23 protein-coding genes are annotated in these 23,371 nt (G+C 69.3%); 22 read left to right on the top strand and 1 reads right to left on the bottom strand.

The window, feature by feature from the left end; genetic code table 11:
* Positions 1-3 precede the first annotated feature (3 nt).
* The 4 genes from ABD644_RS01625 (at position 4) to ABD644_RS01610 (ending at position 9,589) form a co-directional block, all read left to right on the top strand.
* Positions 4-741 carry a hypothetical protein gene (locus ABD644_RS01625; RefSeq protein ID WP_344686728.1) on the top strand — a complete coding sequence of 246 codons (738 nt, stop codon included), beginning with the start codon at positions 4-6 and terminating at the stop codon, positions 739-741.
* Between the two features lie 7 nt (positions 742-748).
* The gene (locus tag ABD644_RS01620) at positions 749-1,702 is read left to right on the top strand and encodes a hypothetical protein (protein ID WP_344686727.1); all 954 of its coding nucleotides are present in this window, start codon (positions 749-751) and stop codon (positions 1,700-1,702) included.
* 371 nt (positions 1,703-2,073) lie between these two features.
* The gene (gene rpoB / locus ABD644_RS01615; RefSeq protein WP_425547352.1) at positions 2,074-5,559 is read left to right on the top strand and encodes a DNA-directed RNA polymerase subunit beta; all 3,486 of its coding nucleotides are present in this window, start codon (positions 2,074-2,076) and stop codon (positions 5,557-5,559) included.
* Positions 5,560-5,683: 124 nt separating this feature from the next.
* On the top strand, positions 5,684-9,589 hold the full coding sequence (locus ABD644_RS01610; protein WP_344686726.1) for a DNA-directed RNA polymerase subunit beta': 3,906 nt from the start codon (positions 5,684-5,686) through the stop codon (positions 9,587-9,589).
* 360 nt (positions 9,590-9,949) lie between these two features.
* On the opposite strand, the gene ABD644_RS01605 is transcribed toward ABD644_RS01610, so the two are convergent.
* Entirely contained in the window at positions 9,950-10,990 is a 1,041-nt protein-coding gene (locus ABD644_RS01605) for an LLM class F420-dependent oxidoreductase (protein ID WP_344686725.1), read from the bottom strand.
* 588 nt (positions 10,991-11,578) lie between these two features.
* On the opposite strand from ABD644_RS01605, the gene rpsL reads away from it, so the two are divergent.
* The 18 genes from rpsL to rplE all read left to right on the top strand — a co-directional run bounded on the left by rpsL (position 11,579) and on the right by rplE (position 23,359).
* Entirely contained in the window at positions 11,579-11,953 is a 375-nt protein-coding gene (gene rpsL / locus ABD644_RS01600; RefSeq protein ID WP_012950487.1) for a 30S ribosomal protein S12, read from the top strand.
* Positions 11,953-12,423 (top strand): 30S ribosomal protein S7, encoded by a 471-nt coding sequence (gene rpsG / locus ABD644_RS01595; protein WP_089336457.1) that lies wholly within the window; start codon positions 11,953-11,955, stop codon positions 12,421-12,423. The genes rpsL and rpsG overlap by 1 nt, the downstream gene beginning before the upstream one ends.
* A 113-nt stretch (positions 12,424-12,536) precedes the next feature.
* Positions 12,537-14,633, top strand: coding sequence for an elongation factor G (gene fusA, locus ABD644_RS01590; protein ID WP_344686724.1), 2,097 nt, complete (start codon positions 12,537-12,539; stop codon positions 14,631-14,633).
* Between the two features lie 74 nt (positions 14,634-14,707).
* A complete protein-coding gene (gene tuf / locus ABD644_RS01585; RefSeq protein WP_344686723.1) occupies positions 14,708-15,901 on the top strand; it encodes an elongation factor Tu in 1,194 nt (397 codons plus the stop codon).
* A 102-nt stretch (positions 15,902-16,003) separates the two neighbouring features.
* Entirely contained in the window at positions 16,004-16,309 is a 306-nt protein-coding gene (rpsJ, locus tag ABD644_RS01580; protein ID WP_014377994.1) for a 30S ribosomal protein S10, read from the top strand.
* Between the two features lie 15 nt (positions 16,310-16,324).
* Positions 16,325-16,990: a 50S ribosomal protein L3 gene (gene rplC, locus ABD644_RS01575; RefSeq protein WP_344686722.1), complete on the top strand. Its 666-nt coding sequence runs from the start codon at positions 16,325-16,327 to the stop codon at positions 16,988-16,990.
* Entirely contained in the window at positions 16,987-17,955 is a 969-nt protein-coding gene (gene rplD / locus ABD644_RS01570; RefSeq protein ID WP_344686721.1) for a 50S ribosomal protein L4, read from the top strand. Before rplC ends, rplD begins: the two co-directional genes overlap by 4 nt.
* The gene (rplW, locus tag ABD644_RS01565; protein ID WP_344686720.1) at positions 17,952-18,254 is read left to right on the top strand and encodes a 50S ribosomal protein L23; all 303 of its coding nucleotides are present in this window, start codon (positions 17,952-17,954) and stop codon (positions 18,252-18,254) included. Before rplD ends, rplW begins: the two co-directional genes overlap by 4 nt.
* Before the next feature lie 53 nt (positions 18,255-18,307).
* On the top strand, positions 18,308-19,141 hold the full coding sequence (gene rplB, locus ABD644_RS01560) for a 50S ribosomal protein L2 (RefSeq protein ID WP_344686719.1): 834 nt from the start codon (positions 18,308-18,310) through the stop codon (positions 19,139-19,141).
* Between the two features lie 31 nt (positions 19,142-19,172).
* The gene (gene rpsS / locus ABD644_RS01555) at positions 19,173-19,454 is read left to right on the top strand and encodes a 30S ribosomal protein S19 (RefSeq protein WP_344686718.1); all 282 of its coding nucleotides are present in this window, start codon (positions 19,173-19,175) and stop codon (positions 19,452-19,454) included.
* 26 nt (positions 19,455-19,480) lie between these two features.
* Positions 19,481-19,945 (top strand): 50S ribosomal protein L22, encoded by a 465-nt coding sequence (rplV, locus tag ABD644_RS01550; RefSeq protein ID WP_425547351.1) that lies wholly within the window; start codon positions 19,481-19,483, stop codon positions 19,943-19,945.
* Complete coding sequence (gene rpsC / locus ABD644_RS01545) at positions 19,945-20,892, top strand: 30S ribosomal protein S3 (RefSeq protein ID WP_344686717.1); 948 nt, start codon at positions 19,945-19,947, stop codon at positions 20,890-20,892. The genes rplV and rpsC overlap by 1 nt, the downstream gene beginning before the upstream one ends.
* Before the next feature lie 4 nt (positions 20,893-20,896).
* Positions 20,897-21,313: a 50S ribosomal protein L16 gene (gene rplP / locus ABD644_RS01540; RefSeq protein WP_344686716.1), complete on the top strand. Its 417-nt coding sequence runs from the start codon at positions 20,897-20,899 to the stop codon at positions 21,311-21,313.
* On the top strand, positions 21,313-21,546 hold the full coding sequence (rpmC, locus tag ABD644_RS01535) for a 50S ribosomal protein L29 (RefSeq protein WP_344686715.1): 234 nt from the start codon (positions 21,313-21,315) through the stop codon (positions 21,544-21,546). The genes rplP and rpmC overlap by 1 nt, the downstream gene beginning before the upstream one ends.
* Positions 21,543-21,836 carry a 30S ribosomal protein S17 gene (rpsQ, locus tag ABD644_RS01530; protein WP_344686714.1) on the top strand — a complete coding sequence of 98 codons (294 nt, stop codon included), beginning with the start codon at positions 21,543-21,545 and terminating at the stop codon, positions 21,834-21,836. The genes rpmC and rpsQ overlap by 4 nt, the downstream gene beginning before the upstream one ends.
* Before the next feature lie 208 nt (positions 21,837-22,044).
* The gene (gene rplN, locus ABD644_RS01525) at positions 22,045-22,413 is read left to right on the top strand and encodes a 50S ribosomal protein L14 (protein ID WP_014377983.1); all 369 of its coding nucleotides are present in this window, start codon (positions 22,045-22,047) and stop codon (positions 22,411-22,413) included.
* A 2-nt stretch (positions 22,414-22,415) separates the two neighbouring features.
* On the top strand, positions 22,416-22,775 hold the full coding sequence (gene rplX, locus ABD644_RS01520; RefSeq protein ID WP_425547350.1) for a 50S ribosomal protein L24: 360 nt from the start codon (positions 22,416-22,418) through the stop codon (positions 22,773-22,775).
* The gene (gene rplE / locus ABD644_RS01515; RefSeq protein ID WP_425547349.1) at positions 22,775-23,359 is read left to right on the top strand and encodes a 50S ribosomal protein L5; all 585 of its coding nucleotides are present in this window, start codon (positions 22,775-22,777) and stop codon (positions 23,357-23,359) included. Before rplX ends, rplE begins: the two co-directional genes overlap by 1 nt.
* The last annotated feature ends 12 nt before the right edge of the window (positions 23,360-23,371 follow it).

The raw sequence follows: 23,371 nt of genomic DNA, 5'->3' as shown, positions 1-23,371 counted from the left end.
CGGGTGATCAGCGATGCGCGGGCCCGCCCGCCGGTGGAGGACGAGGACCTGTCCACCACCGAGGGGCGCGAGCCCGACGAGACCACCGCGGAGGGGGCCGCGGCGGAGACGACGGAGCCGACGCGCACACGCCGGCGGAAGCAGGCCGGCACGGCGAAGGCCGCGACGGCGGCCTCTCCGGAGGCCGACGAGGACCCCGACGGGCGTACCGCGGGCGACGACGGATCGGGTGGCGACGGCGAGGGACGCCGGCGGCGCGGTCGACCGTCGCTGCCGCTGGTCCCCGTGCTGGGCGTGCTGCTGGCGCTCCTGCTGGCCGCCGGGGGTTTCCTGTGGTTCACCCGGGCCGAGCCGTCGGCCGTGACGACCGACGACTACGTCGAGGTGCTCCAGGCCGCGCGGTCCAACATCGTGGACTTCACCTCCTTCGACCACCTCACCCTCGACGACGACATCGAGCAGGTGCGCCGGGTCGCCATCGGCGACCTGCGCGACGGGGCGGTCGAGCAGCTCGACAGCCGGCGGCAGGAGATCACCGACGCGGAGGCCATCGTGAGCACCGAGGTGATCGGCGCCGGCGTCACCCGGGCCGACTCCGAGGACGCCACCGTCCTCCTGGTCATCCAGACGACCCGCGAGACGAACGCCAGCGAGCAGGCGGAGGTCGTGAAGTACCGCATCGAGGTCGAGATGCAGCACGTCGACGGTCGCTGGGTCCTCTCGACGATCACGGGAGCGTGAGGCGGCGATGACCGAGACCCCGGAGGACCGGCCCCGCCCCGCGCCGCGGCCGCGTCCCACCGCGACACCCCGACCCAGCCCCCGCCCCCGCGTGGCGGGCAGCCGCCGCGAGCGGGAGGAGGGCGAGGCCCGGGCCCGCACTCCGCGCACGACACCTGCCCCGCGGCCGCGCGACGAGACCCCCGAGGCCGACGTCTCGACGTCTGCGACGACGGGCGACGTCTCGAAGGGCGGCGTCGCGAAGGGCGGCGTCGCGAAGGGCGGCGTCGCGAAGGCCGGCGTCTCGGAGGGCGGCGTCTCGAAGGGCGACGGCTCGACGACTGCGAAGAAGAGCACGGCACGTCCGGCCAGGACGTCGGCGTCCCGGGCCGCCGCGACCGCGAAGCGCGGCACCACCCGCGCGGGCGGTGCGGCCACTACGACCCGCCGGCGGCTGCCGGCCCTCGCACTGGTGCTCGCCCTGCTGTGCCTGGTCGCTGCGGCCGGGGTCGGGCTGCTGCTCTGGCAGCGGCTGAACCCCAGCCACGTGGACTCGTCGATCTTCGCGGCGACGCGCGACGGGGTGGTGGCGCTCTACGCCTACGACTACCGCGACTCCGAGGGCAGCATCGAGCGGAAGCTCGAGGTGCTCACCGGTGACCTGCGCCAGCAGTACGAGGCCGACCTGGAGCAGGGCGGGATCATCGACACCTACGAGCAGGTGTCGGCGACCACCCGCTACGACGTCCTCGACGTCGGGCTGCAGCAGATCAACGACGCCCAGGACACCGCGACCCTGGTCGTCTTCGGGCAGTACGTGGTCAAGTCGGTCAACAGCGGCGACCAGGAGGCACCCGAGGGGTCGGAGTGCCAGGTGACCCCGGAGGGGGAGCAGTCCTGCACCCAGACCGTCCAGGTGCGCGTCCTCCAGGTCGACGGCGAATGGAAGATCAGCGAGCTCACCCTGCTGACGACCAGCTGAAGAAGGGCCCGACCCGGAGAAGGCCGCGGCGTGGCGGTCCCGCAACCGGCCGCGGACTGGCATCATGGGACGGACGGTTCCCCGCCTCGCGGGGTCGCTGGTCCTTCCCGGGTGTGGCGTCGGTCGCTACGGGCCCCCCGACGTGGACAGCGCCTCGAGGCAGGGGTAGGGTCTCCTGTTGCGCTGCCCTCTGACTGCCTGCCCGCTACCGACGGGTCACCAGGGGTGCCCGGGAGCCGCTCCCGGACACCCGGTCGACCACCGGTCAGGACCACCAGTCCAGACGGTCAGCCTTGCTGATACCGACGACGACCCAGGACGAACCCCGCACCCACCGCCCGCACGTCGTGAGGTCCTTGGAAGGACGCATCTTGGCAGGCTCTCGCCCCACCAGCACGCCCACCAGCACTACCCAGCAGAACCCCCAGACCGGCCCCCGCACCGGCGAGGCCGACCAGCAGAAGATCCCCGGCGCACCGCTTCGGGTGTCGTTCGCGAAGATCTCCGAGCCCCTCGAGGTCCCCGACCTCCTGGCTCTGCAGACCGCATCGTTCGACTGGCTCATCGGCAGCCCCGAGTGGCGCGCGACGCTCTCGCCCGAGGAGCAGGCCGACGCCGTCGGCGGTCTCGCCGAGATCCTCGAGGAGATCTCCCCGATCGAGGACTTCAGCGGCTCGATGTCGCTGTCCTTCTCCAACCCGCGCTTCGAGGACGTCAAGGCGTCGCTCGAGGAGTGCAAGGACAAGGACATGACCTACGCGGCGCCGCTGTTCGTCACCGCCGAGTTCATGAACAACACCACCGGCGAGATCAAGAGCCAGACGGTGTTCATGGGCGACTTCCCGATCATGACGAACAAGGGCACGTTCGTCATCAACGGCACCGAGCGCGTCGTCGTCTCCCAGCTGGTCCGCAGCCCGGGCGTCTACTTCGACAAGACCCTGGACAAGACGTCGGACAAGGACGTCTTCAGCGCCAAGGTCATCCCCAGCCGCGGTGCGTGGCTGGAGTTCGACGTCGACAAGCGCGACACCGTCGGCGTCCGGATCGACCGCAAGCGCCGGCAGCCGGTCACCGTGCTGCTGAAGGCGCTGGGCTGGACCGAGGACCGCATCCGCGAGCACTTCCAGTGGTCGCCGACCGTCCTCGCCACCCTGGAGAAGGACCACATCGCCGGGCAGGACGAGGCCCTGCTCGACATCTACCGCAAGCTGCGTCCGGGCGAGCCGCCGACGCGTGAGTCGGCGCAGGCGCTGCTGGAGAACCTGTTCTTCAACCCGAAGCGCTACGACCTGGCCAAGGTCGGCCGGTACAAGGTCAACAAGAAGCTGGGCGTCGAGGTGCCGCAGGGCACCAGCACGCTGACCGAGGACGACATCGTCGCCACCATCGAGTACGTCGTGCGTCTCCACGCCGGCGAGCCCGAGCACGGCGTCGACGACATCGACCACTTCGGCAACCGTCGCCTGCGCACCGTCGGCGAGCTGATCCAGAACCAGATCCGGGTCGGCCTCTCCCGCATGGAGCGCGTGGTCCGCGAGCGGATGACGACCCAGGACGTCGAGGCGATCACGCCGCAGACCCTGATCAACATCCGGCCGGTCGTCGCCTCCATCAAGGAGTTCTTCGGCACCAGCCAGCTGTCCCAGTTCATGGACCAGACCAACCCGCTCGCGGGCCTGACCCACAAGCGCCGCCTGTCGGCGCTGGGTCCGGGCGGTCTGTCGCGTGAGCGGGCCGGCATGGAGGTCCGCGACGTGCACCCCAGCCACTACGGCCGGATGTGCCCGATCGAGACCCCGGAAGGCCCGAACATCGGCCTGATCGGCTCGCTGTCGGCGTTCGGCCGCGTCAACGCGTTCGGCTTCATCGAGACGCCGTACCGCCGCGTGAACAACGGCGTGGTCAGCACCCAGATCGACTACCTGACCGCCGACGAGGAGGACCGCTTCGTCGTCGCGCAGGCCAACTCCCCGCTCGACGCGCAGGGTCGCTTCGCCGAGGAGCGCGTCCTGGTCCGCACCAAGGGCGGTGAGGTCGACTACCTCGCCCCCGAGAACGTGGACTACATGGACGTCTCGCCGCGGCAGATGACCTCGGTCGCGACGGCGATGATCCCGTTCCTCGAGCACGACGACGCCAACCGCGCGCTCATGGGCGCGAACATGCAGCGTCAGGCGGTGCCGCTGCTGCGCAGCGAGGCCCCGCTGGTCGGCACCGGCATGGAGCTGCGTGCCGCCGTCGACGCCGGCGACGTCGTCACCGCGGAGAAGGCCGGTGTGGTCGAGGACTCCACCGCTGACTACGTCACCGTCATGGCCGACGACGGCACCCGGCAGACCTACCGGCTGCTGAAGTTCCGCCGCTCGAACCAGGGCACCTCGATCAACCAGAGCCCCGTCGTCGACGAGGGTCAGCGGGTCGAGGTCGGCCAGGTCATCGCCGACGGACCGTGCACCGACCAGGGCGAGATGGCGCTGGGCAAGAACCTGCTCGTCGCCTTCATGCCGTGGGAGGGCCACAACTACGAGGACGCGATCATCCTGTCGCAGCGCCTCGTGCAGGACGACGTCCTGTCCTCGATCCACATCGAGGAGTTCGAGGTCGACGCCCGCGACACCAAGCTCGGTGCCGAGGAGATCACCCGGGACATCCCGAACGTCTCCGAGGAGGTCCTCGCCGACCTCGACGAGCGCGGCATCATCCGCATCGGTGCCGAGGTCGTCCCCGGCGACATCCTCGTCGGCAAGGTCACGCCCAAGGGCGAGACCGAGCTGACCCCCGAGGAGCGGCTGCTGCGGGCGATCTTCGGTGAGAAGGCCCGCGAGGTGCGCGACACGTCGCTGAAGGTCAAGCACGGTGAGTCCGGCAAGGTCATCGGCGTCCGCGTGTTCTCCCGCGAGGACGGCGACGAGCTGCCCGCCGGCGTCAACGAGCTGATCCGGGTCTACGTCGCCCAGATGCGCAAGATCTCCGACGGCGACAAGCTCGCCGGTCGCCACGGGAACAAGGGCGTCATCGCGAAGATCCTGCCGCAGGAGGACATGCCGTTCCTCCAGGACGGCACTCCGGTCGACATCGTCCTCAACCCGCTCGGCGTGCCCGGCCGGATGAACGTCGGTCAGGTCCTGGAGACCCACCTCGGGTGGGTCGCCAAGCAGGGCTGGCAGGTCGAGGGCACCCCGGACTGGGCGAAGAACCTGCCCGAGGGCGCCAAGTCGGCGGGTCCCGGCACCCGGACCGCGACGCCGGTGTTCGACGGCGCCAAGGAGGACGAGATCATCGGCCTCCTGGGCTCGACGACGCCGAACCGCGACGGCGACCGGATGGTCGAGCCGACCGGCAAGGCGCGGTTGTTCGACGGCCGGTCGGGGGAGCCTTTCCCCGAGCCGATCTCGGTGGGCTACGTCTACATCCTGAAGCTCCTGCACCTGGTCGACGACAAGATCCACGCCCGTTCGACCGGCCCGTACTCGATGATCACGCAGCAGCCACTGGGTGGTAAGGCGCAGTTCGGTGGCCAGCGCTTCGGTGAGATGGAGTGCTGGGCGATGCAGGCCTACGGCGCGGCGTACGCGCTGCAGGAGCTGCTGACCATCAAGTCCGACGACATCCTGGGCCGCGTCAAGGTCTACGAGGCGATCGTCAAGGGCGAGAACATCCCGGAGCCGGGCATCCCGGAGTCGTTCAAGGTGTTGCTCAAGGAGCTCCAGTCGCTCTGCCTCAACGTCGAGGTGCTCTCCGGCGACGGCCAGGCGATCGAGCTGCGCGACACCGACGACGAGGTGTTCCGGGCCGCGGAGGAGCTGGGCATCGACCTCAGCCGTCGCGAGCCCTCCTCCGTCGAGGACGTCTGAGAAAGGACCCCCGTGCCCCCCGCCACTCGCAAGCTCGCGGCGGGACCCGGCACGGGGGCCTTCCAGCCCAGACCAAAGCTGAAAACAAAGCGTTTCGATCTAGCCCCGGAAAGGGGTCATCACGTTGCTCGACGTCAACTTCTTCGATGAGTTGCGCATCGGCCTGGCCACCGGCGACGACATCCGCCAGTGGTCGCACGGTGAGGTGAAGAAGCCCGAGACCATCAACTACCGGACGCTGCGTCCGGAGAAGGATGGTCTGTTCTGCGAGAAGATCTTCGGTCCCACCCGGGACTGGGAGTGCTACTGCGGTAAGTACAAGCGGGTCCGGTTCAAGGGCATCATCTGCGAGCGCTGCGGCGTCGAGGTGACCCGGGCCAAGGTCCGCCGCGAGCGGATGGGCCACATCGAGCTGGCCGCTCCGGTCACCCACATCTGGTTCTTCAAGGGCGTGCCGTCGCGCCTGGGCTACCTGCTCGACCTGGCGCCCAAGGACCTCGAGAAGATCATCTACTTCGCGGCCTACCTGATCACCACGGTGGACGACGAGGCGCGGCACCGCGACCTCCCGACCATCGAGGCCGAGATCAGCGCCGAGAAGTCCAACCTCGAGGGCCAGCGCGACGCCAACGTCGAGGCCCGCCAGCAGAAGCTCGAGGCCGACCTGGCCGAGCTCGAGGCGGAGGGCGCCAAGTCCGACGTCCGCCGCAAGGTCCGCGAGGGTGGCGAGCGCGAGATGCGCCAGCTGCGCGACCGCTCGCAGCGGGAGATCGACCGTCTCGAGGAGGTGCTCGACACCTTCCGCAAGCTCGAGGTGAAGCAGCTCATCGCCGACGAGGGGCTCTACCGCGAGCTGCGCGACCGCTTCGGTGAGTACTTCGAGGGCGGCATGGGTGCCGCGGCGCTGCAGAAGCTGCTCGCCGACTTCGACCTCGACGCCGAGGCCGCCTCGCTGCGCGAGACCATCCGCAGCGGCAAGGGCCAGCGCAAGCTGCGGGCCCTCAAGCGGCTGAAGGTCGTCGCGGCGTTCCTGCAGACCCGCAACTCGCCCATGGGCATGGTGCTGGACTGCGTCCCGGTCATCCCGCCGGACCTGCGCCCGATGGTGCAGCTCGACGGTGGCCGCTTCGCGACCAGCGACATGAACGACCTGTACCGCCGCGTGATCAACCGGAACAACCGGTTGAAGCGTCTGCTCGACCTCGGTGCGCCCGAGATCATCGTGAACAACGAGAAGCGGATGCTCCAGGAGTCCGTGGACGCGCTGTTCGACAACGGTCGTCGTGGCCGGCCGGTCACCGGTCCGGGCAACCGCCCGCTGAAGTCCCTGAGCGACCTGCTCAAGGGCAAGCAGGGCCGGTTCCGCCAGAACCTGCTCGGCAAGCGCGTCGACTACTCCGGCCGTTCGGTCATCGTCGTCGGCCCGCAGCTGAAGCTGCACCAGTGCGGCCTGCCCAAGCAGATGGCGCTGGAGCTGTTCAAGCCCTTCGTCATGAAGCGGCTGGTCGACCTCAACCACGCGCAGAACATCAAGTCCGCCAAGCGGATGGTCGAGCGCGCCCGTCCGGTCGTGTGGGACGTGCTGGAAGAGGTCATCACCGAGCACCCGGTGCTGCTCAACCGCGCGCCGACGCTGCACCGCCTGGGCATCCAGGCCTTCGAGCCGCAGCTGGTCGAGGGCAAGGCCATCCAGATCCACCCGCTCGTCTGCACCGCGTTCAACGCGGACTTCGACGGTGACCAGATGGCGGTGCACCTGCCGCTGTCGGCCGAGGCGCAGGCCGAGGCCCGGATCCTGATGCTGAGCTCGAACAACATCCTGAGCCCGGCCGACGGTCGTCCGATCACCGCGCCGACCCAGGACATGGTGCTCGGCCTCTACCACCTGACCACCCTGGTGGCCAGCTCGTGGGAGGCCGACGGCGGTTCCCCGAAAGCGTTCTCCTCGGCCGCCGAGGCGATCATGGCCTACGACAAGGGTGCCCTCGGTCTGCAGGAGCGCGCGCTTATCCGCCTCGACGAGGTGTTCGGCGTCGACAACGGCTCGATGAACGAGCCGTGGGAGCAGCCGGAGGACTGGACGCCGGGCGCCCCCGCGGCCGTGCTCACCAGCCTCGGCCGGGTGCTGTTCAACGAGGCGCTGCCCGAGGACTACCGGTTCGTCAACTACCAGGTGCCGAAGAAGGAGCTCGGGGCGATCGTCAACGACCTCGCCGAGCGCTACCCCAAGGTGCAGGTCGCGGCGACGCTGGACGCCCTGAAGTCGGCCGGCTTCCACTGGGCCACCCGCGCGGGCATCACGATCGCCATCGACGACGTGGTGACCCCGCCGGCCAAGCGGGAGATCCTCGACCGGCACGAGGCCGAGGCCGCCAAGATCGAGAAGCAGTACGAGCGCGGTGTCATCACCGACACCGAGCGTCGTGGCGAGCTGATCGAGATCTGGACCCGCGCGCGGGCCGAGGTCAGCCAGGCGATGGTCGACAACTTCCCGACCACCAACCCGGTCTGGGTCATGGTCAACTCGGGTGCCCGAGGCAACATGATGCAGATCAGCCAGATCGCCGGTATGCGTGGTCTGGTCGCCAACCCGAAGGGCGAGATCATCCCGCGGCCGATCAAGGCCAACTTCCGGGAGGGTCTGTCCGTGCTCGAGTACTTCATCTCGACGCACGGTGCCCGCAAGGGTCTGGCCGACACGGCGCTGCGTACCGCCGACTCGGGGTACCTCACCCGCCGGCTGGTCGACGTCTCGCAGGACGTCATCATCCGCGAGGAGGACTGCGGCACCGAGCGCGGCGTCATCATGCCGATCGGCACGGTCCTCGACGGCAAGGTCACCCGTGACGCCCACGTGGAGACCAGCGTCTACGCCCGCGCCCTCGCCGCCGACGTGGTGGCCGAGGACGGGACCGTCATCGCCGAGGCCGGCGCCGACCTGGGCGACGTCCTCATCGCCGCGCTGGTCGACGCCAACGTCTCCGAGGTCAAGGTGCGCTGCGTGCTGACCTGCGAGTCGCTGCTCGGCACCTGCGCCACCTGCTACGGGCGGTCGCTCGCGACCGGCAAGCTGGTGGACGTCGGCGAGGCGGTCGGCATCATCGCCGCCCAGTCGATCGGTGAGCCCGGCACGCAGCTGACGATGCGCACCTTCCACACCGGTGGTGTCGCGGGTGAGGACATCACCCACGGTCTGCCGCGTGTGGTGGAGCTCTTCGAGGCCCGGGTCCCCAAGGGCAAGGCGCCGATCGCCGAACTGGCCGGCTCCGTGCGCATCGAGGACGGCGAGCAGTTCCGCAAGCTCACCATCACCCCGGACGACGGCTCCGACGAGGTCGTCTACGACAAGCTGTCGCGCCGGTCGCGGCTGCGGGTCGAGGACGGGCAGCACGTCGAGGTCGGCGAGCAGCTCACCGAGGGTGCGGTGGACCCGCACGAGGTGCTGCGGATCATGGGCCCGCGCGAGGTGCAGCTGCACCTGGTCCGCGAGGTCCAGGAGGTCTACCGGAGCCAGGGTGTGTCGATCCACGACAAGCACATCGAGGTGATCATCCGCCAGATGCTGAAGCGGGTGACCATCATCGACTCGGGCGCCACGGAGTTCCTGCCGGGTGCGCTGGTCGAGCGGACGCTGTTCGAGACCGAGAACCGTCGCGTCGTCGCCGAGGGCGGCGAGCCGGCCTCGGCCCGTCCGGTGCTCATGGGCATCACCAAGGCCTCGCTCGCGACCGAGTCGTGGCTGTCGGCCGCCTCCTTCCAGGAGACGACCAAGGTGCTCACCGACGCCGCGATCCAGGGCAAGAGCGACAGCCTGCTCGGGCTCAAGGAGAACGTGATCATCGGCAAGCTGATCCCGGCGGGTACGGGCATCAGCCGCTACCGGAACATCACGGTCGAGCCGACCGAGGAGGCCCGCGCCGCGGTGTACACCATGGCCGGCTACGACGACGGGCAGTACTACAGCCCCGACGTCTTCGGCCAGGGCACCGGCGAGGCCGTGCGCCTCGAGGAGTACGACTGGCGGGGCTGAGCTCCTAGCCAGTGACGGAAGGGCCCCCAGGTCGCACTGACCTGGGGGCCCTTCCGTGTTCCAGGGCGGTGGGGACGGCGACGACGGCGCGAGGACGGCGGGGGAGTGCCGCCGTGTGGTCACCGGTGCCGCGTCGCACCGCGGACACCGCCACCAGACCGCGGCAAGGTGCCCGCGATCCCGCCGTCGCGGCGCCATTCTCGCGTTGTGGTCGCCATACGCGCGGCAGACGGTGGGGACGGCGACGACGGGGCGAGGACGGCGGGGGAGTGCCGCCGTGTGGTCACCGGTGCCGCGTCGCACCGCGGACACCGCCACCAGACCGCGGCACCGGCCGCGACGAGGCGCCCGGATCCCGGATCAGCCCGCGAGGCGCTTCATCGTCTCCACGGTCTTCAGGCGACCCTCGCGGCTGCCGTCGAGGGGCTGCAGCATGAGCGTGCCGACGCCCGCCTCGGCGAACGCCGCGATCCGCTCGGCCACGTAGGACTCGGGACCGATGAGGGACGACGCCCGCACCAGCTCGTCGGGCACGGCCGCCGCGGCCTCCTCCTTCTTCCCGTCCAGGTACAGGTCCTGGATGGTCTTCGCCTCGTCGGCGTAGCCGTAGCGCACCGCCAGGTCGTTGTAGAAGTTCTTGCCCCGGGCGCCCATGCCGCCGATATAGAGCGCCAGCGCCGGCCGCACGAAGTCCAGCAGCGGCTCGACGTCGTCGCCGATCGCGACCGGCACCCCGGTGAGGACGTGGAGCTCGCCGAGCGCCGGATCGCGCTTGGCCTTGCCCGCCGCCAGGGACTCGCCCCAGACCGACGCCGCCTTCTCGGGCACGAAGAAGATGGGTTCCCACGCCTCGGCGATCTCCGCGGCCAGCTCGACGTTCTTCGGGCCCAGCGCCGCCAGCATCACCGGGATGCGGTCGCGCACCGGGGTGTTGATCAGCTTCAGCGGCTTGCCCAGGCCGGTGCCCTGGTCGGCCGGGAGCGGGATCGTGTACTTCTTGCCGGCGTGGTCGAGCCGGTCGCGGCGCCAGACCTGGCGGCAGATCTCCACGATCTCCCGGGTCCGCTGCAGCGGTGCGTCGTAGGGGACACCGTGCCAGCCCTCGATGACCTGGGGGCCGGAGGCGCCCAGACCGAGCGTGAAGCGCCCGTTCGAGACGAAGTCCAGCCCGGCGGCCGTCATCGCCGTGAGGGCCGGCGTGCGGCTGTAGATGGGGAAGATGCCGCTCATCAGCTCGACCCGGTCGGTGACCGCCGCGAGGTAGCCCAGCTGGCTCACCGCGTCGAACGTGTAGACCTCGGCCACCATGGCCACGTCGAGACCCGCGGACTCCAGGTCGCGGATCTCCGCCGCGGTCTCCTGGAACCCACCGCTGTAACTGGCCTGGATGCCGATGCGCACGTGCACTCCTCGGGTCAGCGACGTCGCCGTCGACGCCGTGCCTGGACCGTAGCCGCCCGCCGCGCGCGGCGGATCCGCCGGGGACGGTCCGGGCCGGGGTACTGTCCGGGCTCCACCGGAGCTCCGGAGGCATCGTCCGGCGGCGGGGAACACCCCGCATACCCGGGGGCGTCATCCCAGCGACATCGGCCCCGGTGGGCGGCGGACGGCCCCTGTCCCTGCGTGTGACGGACCCGGCTTTGACCGGTCTCCAGGGCACGGGTATCGTGGTCAGCCGTGCCCAGGGTGCCCTGGGCCTGCTCCCGTTCGCGGTGCGCCTGGGTGACCAGCATTCTGGTCGCCGGGGTCCACTCCCTGGCAGAAGCCGGAGGGTGGCGGCGCCGAGTCGCGAGGGGCAACCGAGTTCGGTCCGACATCGGGCCGGTCCCGGGAAGGGCGACACGCCCGACCGCGGGGGCCGGACGGATCGTCGTGGCCGGGGTCGGGAAGTCCTCCAGCAGGACCGGCACCCGGTACGAGCAGCAGAGCACCACCCCAGAGCACAGTCGACGAGCACGACCCAGCGCAGGTAGGAGATCAAGGCCACCCATGCCCACGATCAACCAGCTGGTCCGCAAGGGCCGCGAGGACAAGGTCGAGAAGACCAAGACTCCGGCGCTCAAGGGTTCGCCCCAGCGCCGCGGAGTCTGCACGCGCGTCTACACGACGACGCCGAAGAAGCCGAACTCGGCGCTGCGCAAGGTCGCTCGCGTCCGCCTGACCAGTGGCATCGAGGTGACCGCCTACATCCCGGGCGTCGGCCACAACCTGCAGGAGCACTCGATGGTGCTCGTGCGCGGCGGCCGTGTGAAGGACCTCCCGGGCGTGCGCTACAAGATCATCCGCGGCTCGCTGGACACCCAGGGTGTCCGCAACCGCAAGCAGGCCCGCAGCCGCTACGGCGCGAAGAAGGAGAAGAGCTAATGCCGCGCAAGGGCCCCGCCCCGAAGCGTCCGCTCGTCGCCGATCCGGTGTACCAGTCGCCGCTGGTGACCCAGCTGGTGAACAAGGTGCTCGTCGACGGCAAGCGCTCGGTCGCCGAGGCGATCGTCTACGGCGCCCTCGAGGGCTGCCGCGCCAAGAGCGACACCGACCCGGTCGTCACCCTCAAGCGCGCGCTGGACAATGTGAAGCCGGCCCTCGAGGTCCGCAGCCGCCGCGTCGGTGGTGCGACCTACCAGGTCCCGGTCGAGGTGCGTCCCTCGCGCAGCACCACGCTGGGCCTGCGCTGGCTGATCCAGTACAGCCGCGCCCGCCGCGAGAAGACGATGACCGAGCGCCTGATGAACGAGCTGCTCGACGCGAGCAACGGCCTCGGCGCCGCGGTGAAGCGTCGCGAGGACACCCACAAGATGGCCGAGTCGAACAAGGCCTTCGCGCACTACCGCTGGTAGGCGCACCCCCGCCGGTGAACAGCCGGCACCCGCTGCCCGCGGGAAGCCCGGGGCGCTTCTAGATGTCACAGCCCCGACACCCGCACGCGGACCCGAACGAAGAGGAGTAGGAGATGGCCAAGAAGGCCGAGCTCGCCAAGACCCGGAACATCGGGATCATGGCGCACATCGACGCCGGCAAGACCACGACGACGGAGCGCATCCTCTTCTACACCGGTATCAACTACAAGATCGGTGAGGTCCACGACGGCGCGGCCACGATGGACTGGATGGAGCAGGAGCAGGAGCGCGGCATCACCATCACGTCGGCCGCGACGAAGTGCTCCTGGAACGGCTTCGACATCAACATCATCGACACGCCGGGCCACGTCGACTTCACCGTCGAGGTGGAGCGGTCGCTGCGGGTGCTCGACGGCGCCGTCGCGGTCTACGACGGTGTCGCCGGTGTCGAGCCGCAGACCGAGCAGGTCTGGCGGCAGGCCGAGAAGTACGGCGTCCCGCGCATGTGCTTCGTCAACAAGCTCGACCGCACCGGTGCGAACTTCTTCCGCTGCGTCGACATGATGGTCGAGCGCCTCGGGGCCAACCCGCTGGTGCTGCAGATCCCGATCGGTGCCGAGGCCGACTTCATCGGCGTCGTCGACCTGGTCCAGATGAAGGCCCTCACCTGGCGCGGCGAGACCAAGCTCGGTGAGGACTACGCCATCGAGGAGATCCCGGAGGAGCTGGCCGAGCAGGCCGCCGAGTACCGGGAGAAGCTGCTCGAGGGCATCGCCGACTTCGACGACTCGATCATGGAGTCCTACCTCGGTGGCGAGGACATCGCGGTCGACACGATCAAGGCCGCGATCCGCAAGGCGACCATCGCCGGCCAGGTCAACCCGGTCGTGACGGGGTCCGCGTTCAAGAACAAGGGCGTCCAGCCCATGCTCGACGCGGTCACCGACTACCTGCCCAGCCCGCTGGACATCGAGGCGATCGTCGGCACCGCGCTCGACGGCGAGACCGAGGTCCTGCGGCACGCCGACGAGGACGAGCCGTTCTCGGCGCTGGCCTTCAAGATCCAGACCGACCAGCACCTGGGCAAGCTGACCTACATCCGCGTCTACTCGGGCAAGCTCGACGCCGGGTCCCCGGTGCTCAACAGCACCAAGGACCGCAAGGAGCGGGTCGGCAAGATCTACCAGATGCACGCGAACAAGCGCGAAGAGCGTGCGGGCGTGGGCGCCGGTGAGATCGTGGCCGTCAACGGCATGAAGCAGACGACGACGGGCGACACCCTCTGCGACCCGCAGAAGCCGGTGATCCTCGAGTCGATGACCTTCCCCGCGCCGGTCATCTCGGTCGCCATCGAGCCGAAGACCAAGAGCGACCAGGAGAAGCTGGGCACGGCCATCCAGAAGTTGGCCGAGGAGGACCCGACCTTCCAGGTGCGCCTCGACGAGGAGACCGGTCAGACGGTCATCTCGGGCATGGGTGAGCTCCACCTGGAGATCCTGGTCGACCGGATGCGGCGCGAGTTCAACGTCGAGGCCAACGTCGGCAAGCCCCAGGTGGCCTACCGCGAGACGATCCGCAAGGCCGTCGAGCGGTACGACTACACCCACAAGAAGCAGACGGGTGGGTCGGGCCAGTTCGCGAAGGTGCAGATCGCCATCGAGCCGCTGGAGATGTCCAACGACTCGGCGACCTACGAGTTCGAGAACAAGGTCACCGGTGGTCGCATCCCGAAGGAGTACATCCCCTCGGTCGACCAGGGCATGCAGGACGCCATGCAGTACGGCGTCCTGGCCGGCTACCCGATGGTGGGCGTCAAGGCGTCCCTCCTCGACGGCCAGTACCACGAGGTCGACTCCTCGGAGATGGCCTTCAAGATCGCCGGCTCGATCGCCTTCAAGGAGGCGGCGCGCAAGGCCAGCCCGGCCCTGCTCGAGCCGCTCATGGCTGTCGAGGTCGTCACCCCCGAAGAGAACATGGGCGACGTCATCGGCGACCTGAACTCCCGGCGCGGAACCATCCAGGCGATGGACGAGCGCTCCGGCGCTCGCGTCGTCAAGGCGCTGGTCCCGCTCTCGGAGATGTTCGGCTACGTGGGCGACCTGCGCAGCCGCACCCAGGGACGGGCGAGCTACACGATGGTCTTCGACAGCTACGCAGAAGTTCCGCAGAACGTGGCCAAGGAGATCATCGCCAAGGCCACGGGCGAGTAGCCCGGCACCACCCGAGCACGTCCCGCACCCCCTAGACACGCGCACGACTGCGAAACCACGAGGAGAGGAACCCAGTGGCCAAGGCCAAGTTCGAGCGGACCAAGCCGCACGTCAACATCGGCACCATCGGGCACATCGACCACGGCAAGACGACGCTGACCGCGGCGATCACCAAGGTCCTGCACGACAAGTACCCGAACCTCAACGAGGCGTCGGCCTTCGACCAGATCGACAAGGCGCCCGAGGAGAAGGCTCGCGGCATCACGATCTCGATCGCCCACGTCGAGTACCAGACGGAGAACCGTCACTACGCGCACGTCGACTGCCCCGGGCACGCCGACTACATCAAGAACATGATCACCGGTGCGGCGCAGATGGACGGCGCCATCCTGGTGGTCGCCGCGACCGACGGCCCGATGCCGCAGACCAAGGAGCACGTGCTCCTGGCCCGCCAGGTCGGCGTCCCCTACATCGTCGTGGCGCTCAACAAGGCCGACATGGTCGACGACGAGGAGATCCTCGAGCTCGTCGAGCTGGAGGTCCGCGAGCTGCTGTCCGAGTACGAGTTCCCGGGCGACGACGTCCCCGTGGTGCGCGTCTCGGCGCTCAAGGCGCTCGAGGGCGACAAGGAGTGGGGCGACAAGCTCATGGAGCTCATGGACGCGGTCGACACCGCGATCCCCGAGCCCGAGCGTGAGATCGACAAGCCGTTCCTCATGCCCGTCGAGGACGTCTTCACCATCACCGGTCGCGGCACCGTCGTCACCGGTCGCGTGGAGCGTGGCATCGTCAAGGTGAACGAGGAGGTCGAGATCGTCGGCATCCGTCCCACCTCGACCAAGACCACGGTCACCGGCGTCGAGATGTTCCGCAAGCTGCTCGACCAGGGTCAGGCCGGTGACAACGTCGGTCTGCTCCTCCGCGGCATCAAGCGCGAGGACGTGGAGCGCGGCCAGGTCGTCGTGAAGCCCGGCTCGATCACCCCGCACACCAACTTCGAGGGTTCGGTCTACATCCTCTCGAAGGACGAGGGTGGCCGTCACACGCCGTTCTTCAACAACTACCGTCCCCAGTTCTACTTCCGGACGACGGACGTGACGGGCGTCGTGACCCTGCCCGCCGGCACCGAGATGGTCATGCCCGGCGACAACACCGAGATGACGGTGGAGCTCATCCAGCCCATCGCCATGGAGGAGGGCCTCCGGTTCGCCATCCGTGAGGGTGGCCGCACCGTCGGCGCCGGCCGGGTCGTCAAGATCAACAAGTAGTACCCCTGGCGGGCGGCGGCCGTCCACGGCCCCCGCCCGCCACCCCGGGTCACCGGACCCACTCGAACTTTCACAACCGATCGGCAGGAGCAGAAGACAGCGATGGCGGGACAGAAGATCCGCATCCGGCTGAAGGCCTACGACCACGAGGCGATCGATGCCTCGGCGCGACGCATCGTGGAGACGGTCACCAAGACCGGAGCGCGAGTGGTCGGCCCGGTGCCTCTGCCGACGGAGAAGAACGTGTACGCGGTGATCCGTTCGCCGCACAAGTACAAGGACTCGTTCGAGCACTTCGAGATGCGCACGCACAAGCGGCTCATCGACATCCTCGACCCGACGCCGAAGACGGTCGACGCGCTCATGCGCATCGACCTGCCGGCCTCGGTCGACGTCAACATTCAGTAAGGGCAGTCAGCAGACATGGCGAGCACATTTCGCGGTCTCCTCGGCGAGAAGCTGGGGATGACCCAGGTTTTCGACGAGAACAACCGCCTCGTGCCGGTGACCGTCGTCAAGGCGGGCCCGTGTGTGGTGACCCAGGTGCGCACCCCCGAGGTCGACGGCTACTCCGCCGTCCAGCTCGGGTTCGGTGAGATCGACCCGCGCAAGGTGAACCGTCCCGAGGGCGGGCACTTCACCAAGGCGGGCGTGACGCCGCGGCGGCACCTGGTGGAACTGCGCACCGAGGACGCCGGCGAGTACACGGTCGGCCAGGAGCTGAACGCCGACGTGTTCGACGGCGTGGCCAAGGTCGACGTCATCGGCACCAGCAAGGGCAAGGGCACCGCCGGCGTCATGAAGCGTCACGGCTTCAAGGGCCTCGGCGCCTCGCACGGCACCCAGCGCAAGCACCGGTCTCCCGGTTCCATCGGTGGCGCGTCGACCCCCGGTCGCGTGTTCAAGGGCCTGAAGATGGCCGGCCGCATGGGGCACGTGAAGACGACGACGCTGTCGCTGGTCGTCCACAAGGTCGACACGGAGCGCGGGCTGCTGCTCATCAAGGGCGCGGTCCCCGGTCCCAAGGGTGGCCTCCTCCTCGTCCGTTCCGCGGTCAAGGGCGGTCCCGTGGGGAGTGACAACAAGTGACACAGAGTATCGAGCGCACCGACCGTCAGGTCGACGTCCGCACCCCGGCGGGGGAGACCTCCGGCAGCGTGACGCTGCCCGGCGCCCTCTTCGACGCCGACGCGAACGTCTCCCTGATGCACCAGGTGGTCGTGGCCCAGCTCGCCGCGGCCCGCCAGGGCACGCACGCGACGAAGACCCGCGGCAAGGTCCGCGGTGGTGGCGCCAAGCCGTACCGGCAGAAGGGCACCGGCCGCGCCCGTCAGGGCTCGACCCGCGCACCGCAGTTCACCGGCGGTGGCACCGTCTTCGGGCCGCAGCCGCGCGACTACGAGAAGAAGACCCCGAAGAAGATGAAGGCCGCCGCTCTGCGCGGTGCCCTCTCCGACCGGGCCCGCGAGGGCCGGGTGCACGTGGTCTCCGCCTTCGTCGACGGGGACGCCCCCAAGACCAAGGCCGCGCTGGCGACCCTGGACGCCGTGACCCAGGCCAAGCGGGTGCTCGTGGTCCTCGACCGCGACGACGTCCTCAACTGGGTGAGCCTGCGCAACCTGCCGCAGGTGCACCTGATCGAGGCCGGCCAGCTCAACACCTACGACGTGCTGGTCGCCGACGAGGTCGTCTTCACCGAGACCGCGCTGGCCGAGTACGTCGAGAGCCGCTCGAAGAGCGCCTCCGCGGGGACGACCAAGCCGGACCTCGCCACCCGCGAGACCCCTGGCGGCATCCCGTCAATCGCCCCCTCCGTGGGTGAGGGAACGGTTGAGACAGCTCCGGCCGAGGGCGAGGGCACCGTCGAGACCGAGACGGCGGCTGAAGGCGCTCCGGCCAAGAAGGCCGCCGCCAAGAAGGCTCCGGCCAAGAAGGCTCCGGCGAAGAAGGCCGCTGCCGCGGCCGACGACGCTCCGGCCAAGAAGGCCACGGCGAAGAAGGCTCCGGCGAAGAAGGCCGCTGCCGCTGACGAGACCACCGAGGAGAAGGCATGAGCGTCCGCGACCCCCGGGACGTCCTGCTCTCCCCGGTGATCTCCGAGAAGAGCTACGGGCTGCTCGACCAGAACCAGTACACGTTCATCGTGCTGCCCGAGGCGAACAAGACGCAGATCAAGATCGCGGTCGAGCAGATCTTCGACGTGAAGGTCCTCGGCGTGAACACGATCAACCGCCAGGGCAAGCGCAAGCGCAGCCGGGGCACCCGGATGGGCAAGCGCAAGGACACCAAGCGCGCCATCGTGTCGCTCGCCCCGGGCGACCGCATCGAGATCTTCGGCGGCCCGGGCGCGTAAGCGCCCGACCTCCCGACCGGACCAGAGACACAAGACGAAGGACTGAGTCAGCAATGGCTATCCGCAAGTACAAGCCGACGACGCCGGGCCGCCGCGGCTCCAGCGTCGCCGACTTCGCCGAGGTCACCCGTGACCATCCGGAGAAGTCGCTGGTCCGGCCGCTGCACGGCCGCGGTGGGCGCAACGTCCACGGCAAGGTCACCGCTCGCCACCAGGGCGGTGGTCACAAGCGTGCCTACCGGCTGATCGACTTCCGCCGGGCCGACAAGGACGGTGTGCCGGCCAAGGTCGCGCACATCGAGTACGACCCGAACCGCACCTCGCGGATCGCGCTGCTGCACTTCGCCGACGGCGAGAAGCGTTACATCATCGCGCCGGCCCGGCTCAAGCAGGGCGACACCGTCGAGTGCGGCCCCTCGGCCGACATCAAGCCCGGCAACAACCTGCCGCTGCGGAACATCCCGGTCGGCACCGTGGTTCACGCCATCGAGCTCCGTCCCGGTGGCGGCGCCAAGATCGCCCGCTCCGCGGGGACCAGCGTCCAGCTGGTCGCCCGTGAGGGCCGGTTCGCGCAGCTGCGCATGCCGTCGGGCGAGATCCGCAACGTCGACGTGCGCTGCCGCGCGACCGTCGGCGAGGTGGGCAACGCCGAGCAGTCGAACATCAACTGGGGCAAGGCCGGCCGCATGCGGTGGAAGGGCAAGCGCCCGACCGTCCGCGGTGTCGCCATGAACCCGGTCGACCACCCGCACGGTGGTGGTGAGGGCAAGACCTCCGGTGGACGTCACCCGGTGAACCCGAAGGGCAAGCCGGAAGGCCGCACGCGCAAGCGCAAGGCCAGTGACGCCCTGATCGTGCGCCGCCGGCGCGCCAACAAGAAGCGCTGAGCCCGGGTAACCGGCGGTAAAGGAGAGCCGAATGCCACGCAGCCTGAAGAAGGGCCCGTTCGTCGACGACCACCTGCTCAAGAAGGTGGACGTGCAGAACGAGAAGGGCACCAAGAACGTCATCCGCACCTGGTCGCGGCGCTCGACGATCATCCCCGACATGCTCGGGCACACGATCGCCGTGCACGACGGCCGCAAGCACGTCCCGGTCTTCGTGACCGAGGCGATGGTCGGGCACAAGCTCGGCGAGTTCGCGCCCACGCGCACCTTCCGTGGGCACGTCAAGGACGACCGCCGGTCGCGTCGCGGCTGACCTCGACCAGGTAGAGAGAGAATTCGATGACTTCCCAGTTGGGACAGGAGGCACCGGTCGCCCGGGCTACGGCCCGGTTCGTCCGCGTGACCCCCATGAAGGCACGTCGGGTGGTGGACCTCATCCGCTACCTGCCCGCCGACGAGGCGCTGGCGCTGCTGCGCTTCGCCCCGCAGAGCGCGAGCGAGCCGGTGGCCAAGGTCGTGGCCAGCGCGGTGGCCAACGCCGAGCACAACCTGCGGCTCGACCCCGCTGCCCTCGTGGTCAGCGCGGCCTACGTCGACGAAGGCCCCACGCTCAAGCGGATCCGTCCGCGTGCGCAGGGCCGGGCGTTCCGCATCAACAAGCGGACCAGCCACATCACCGTCGAGGTGAGCGAGGTGACGTCCACCGCGGAGCTCGCCCAGAAGTCGCGCAAGGCGCGTCGGGACACGGGCCAGTCCGGCCCGGCCGCACAGCAGAAGAGCAACACGAGGGGAGGGACCCGCTAGTGGGTCAGAAGGTCAACCCGCACGGGTTCCGACTCGGGATCACCACCGACTACAAGTCCCGGTGGTATGCGGACAAGCTGTACAAGGACTACGTCAAGGAAGACGTCGCGATCCGCAAGCTCATGTCCAAGGGCATGGAGCGGGCCGGCATCTCCAAGGTGGAGATCGAGCGCACCCGTGACCGGGTCCGCGTCGACATCCACACCGCCCGCCCGGGCATCGTCATCGGCCGCCGCGGCGCCGAGGCCGACCGCATCCGCGGTGAGCTGGAGAAGCTCACCGGCAAGCAGGTGCAGCTGAACATCCTCGAGGTCAAGAACCCCGAGTCGGACGCGCAGCTGGTCGCCCAGGGCGTGGCCGAGCAGCTCTCCAGCCGGGTCAGCTTCCGTCGTGCCATGCGCAAGGCCATGCAGTCGGCCCAGCGCAGCCCGCAGGTCAAGGGCATCCGGGTGCAGTGCTCGGGTCGCCTCGGCGGCACGGAGATGAGCCGGTCGGAGTTCTACCGCGAGGGCCGGGTGCCGCTGCACACGCTCCGCGCGAACATCGACTACGGCATCTACGAGGCCCGGACCACCTTCGGCCGCATCGGCGTGAAGGTCTGGATCTACAAGGGTGACGTCAGTGGCTCGCGCGCCGAGCGTGCCGCCCTCGAGGCGCTCGCCGACCGTCAGCAGCGTCGTGAGCGGGCCCAGCGCCCGCAGCGTCGTTCGGGTTCGTCGGGCACCACCGCCGGCGGGACCGAGGCCGGTCGCGCCGCTGCCGAGACCCCGGCCACGGAGGCGCCGGCGGCCGAGTCTGCTGCCGTCGAGACCCCTGTGGTCGAGACGCCGGCTGCCGTCGAGACCCCTGCGGTCGAGACGCCCGCTGCCGAGACCCCCGCGGTCGAGACCGCTGCCGCCGAGGCCCCCGCGGCCGAGGAGCCGGCTGCCGAGAAGACGGAGGGCTGACGCCATGCTGATCCCACGGCGCGTCAAGCACCGCAAGCAGCACCACCCGAGTCGCTCGGGGAAGGCCAAGGGCGGCACCGAGATCAACTTCGGTGAGTACGCCATCCAGGCCCTCGAGCCGGCGTACGTGACGAACCGGCAGATCGAGTCCGCGCGTATCGCCATGACCCGGCACATCCGGCGTGGCGGCAAGGTGTGGATCTCGATCTACCCCGACCGTCCGCTGACCAAGAAGCCCGCCGAGACCCGCATGGGTTCCGGTAAGGGTTCCCCCGAGTGGTGGGTGGCCAACGTCAAGCCCGGCCGCGTGCTGTTCGAGCTGTCCGGTGTCGCCGAGCCCGTGGCCCGTGAGGCCATGCGCCGCGCGATCCACAAGCTGCCGATGAAGTGCCGCTTCATCACGCGTGAAGGAGAAGTGTGATGGCCGCCGGTCTGACCGCTCCCGAGCTGCGCGAGCTCTCTGCCGACGAGCTCGCCTCGCGGCTGCGCGAGCACAAGGAAGAACTGTTCAACCTGCGGTTCCAGGTGGCCACCGGCCAGCTGGACAACAACCGGCGACTGCAGACCGTCCGCCGCGACATCGCCCGGATCTACACGATCATGCGTGAGCGCGAGCTGGGTCTCTCGGTCGCCCCGAACGAGGGTGTGGCATGAGCGAGACCCAGTCGAGCGCGACCGGGCCCGGCCTGGCCGGGCGTGGCTACCGCAAGGTCCGTGAGGGCCTCGTGGTCAGCGACAAGATGGAGAAGACCATCGTCGTAGAGGTCGAGGACCGCGTGAAGCACGGCCTCTACGGCAAGGTCATCCGGCGCACCAGCAAGCTGAAGGCGCACGACGAGCAGGGCGTCGCCGGCATCGGTGACCGCGTGCAGATCATGGAGACCCGGCCGACGTCGGCCACCAAGCGGTGGCGGCTGGTCGAGATCGTCGAGAAGGCCAAGTAACGAGGTAGTTCAGGGCGGCCCTCCGGGGCCGTGACGCGTACGAGTACGCTGGACGACTGGTGCGCCCCCCGGGTGCGCACCGCATCCCGGTTCCCCGTGCTTCGGACGCACCGGCGGCGCATGCTGCCGGTGCGTCCGCACGCGGGTTCCGGACAGCCGGTTCACCGAACCGGCCCGGCTGTCACAACAAAGATTTGGGAGTAGGGACGTGATCCAGCAGGAGTCGCGACTGCGAGTCGCCGACAACACCGGAGCAAAGGAGATCCTCTGCATCCGGGTGCTCGGCGGTTCCGGGCGACGCTACGCGGGCATCGGCGACGTCATCGTCGGCACCGTGAAGGACGCGCTGCCCGGTGCCGGCGTCAAGAAGGGCGACGTGGTCAAGGCCGTCATCGTCCGCACGGTGAAGGAGCGCCGTCGTCCCGACGGCTCCTACATCCGTTTCGACGAGAACGCCGCGGTCATCATCCGCGACAGCGGCGACCCGCGCGGGACGCGCATCTTCGGCCCGGTGGGCCGTGAGCTCCGCGACAAGCGCTTCATGCGGATCATCTCGCTCGCTCCGGAGGTGCTGTGATCATGGCTGCCAACAACAAGGCGTCCGCGCCCGCCAAGACGCCGTCCATGAAGGTCAAGAAGGGCGACACCGTCGTCGTTCTCGCCGGCCGGGACAAGGGCGCCAAGGGCCGCGTCATCGCCGCCTACCCCAAGCTCCAGAAGGTGCTCGTGGAGGGCGTCGGTCGGGTCAAGAAGCACACCCGCATCAGCACCAGCCAGCGCGGCGCCCAGCAGGGCGGGATCGTCACGCAGGAGGCGCCCATCCACGTGAGCAACGTGATGGTGATCGACTCCGAGGACAAGCCGACCCGGGTCGGCTACCGCAAGGACGAAGAAGGCCGCAGCATCCGGGTCTCGCGGCGCACCGGTAAGGACCTCTGATGACCGCACCCACCCGCGAGCTGCCCCGCATGCTCGCCCACTACCGCGAGACGATCGCGCCCGCGCTCCAGTCGGAGTTCGGCTTCGAGAACGTCATGCAGATCCCCCGGCTGACCAAGATCGTGGTCAACATGGGCGTCGGCGAGGCGACCCGTGACGCCAAGCTCATGGACGGCGCCGTCCGCGACCTGACCGCGATCACCGGTCAGAAGCCGGCCGTGGTCAAGGCCCGCAAGTCCATCGCCCAGTTCAAGCTGCGTGAGGGCATGCCGATCGGCGCGAAGGTCACTCTGCGCGGCGACCGCATGTGGGAGTTCCTCGACCGCCTGCTGTCGCTGGCCCTGCCGCGTATCCGCGACTTCCGCGGCCTCAACGCCAAGCAGTTCGACGGCCACGGCAACTACACCTTCGGCCTCAACGAGCAGTCGATGTTCCGCGAGATCGACGTCGACAAGATCGACCGGCAGCGGGGCATGGACATCACGCTGGTCACCACCGCCACGAACGACGACGAGGGCCGCGAGCTGCTCCGCCAGCTGGGCTTCCCCTTCGCCGGTCAGCCCGTCGTGGCCACCATCCGCTGAGCCGGTAGGAGA

Source organism: Blastococcus jejuensis (genome assembly GCF_039534705.1).
Lineage (GTDB): Bacteria > Actinomycetota > Actinomycetes > Mycobacteriales > Geodermatophilaceae > Blastococcus_B > Blastococcus_B jejuensis.
This window is presented reverse-complemented; position numbering and strand designations above follow the sequence as displayed.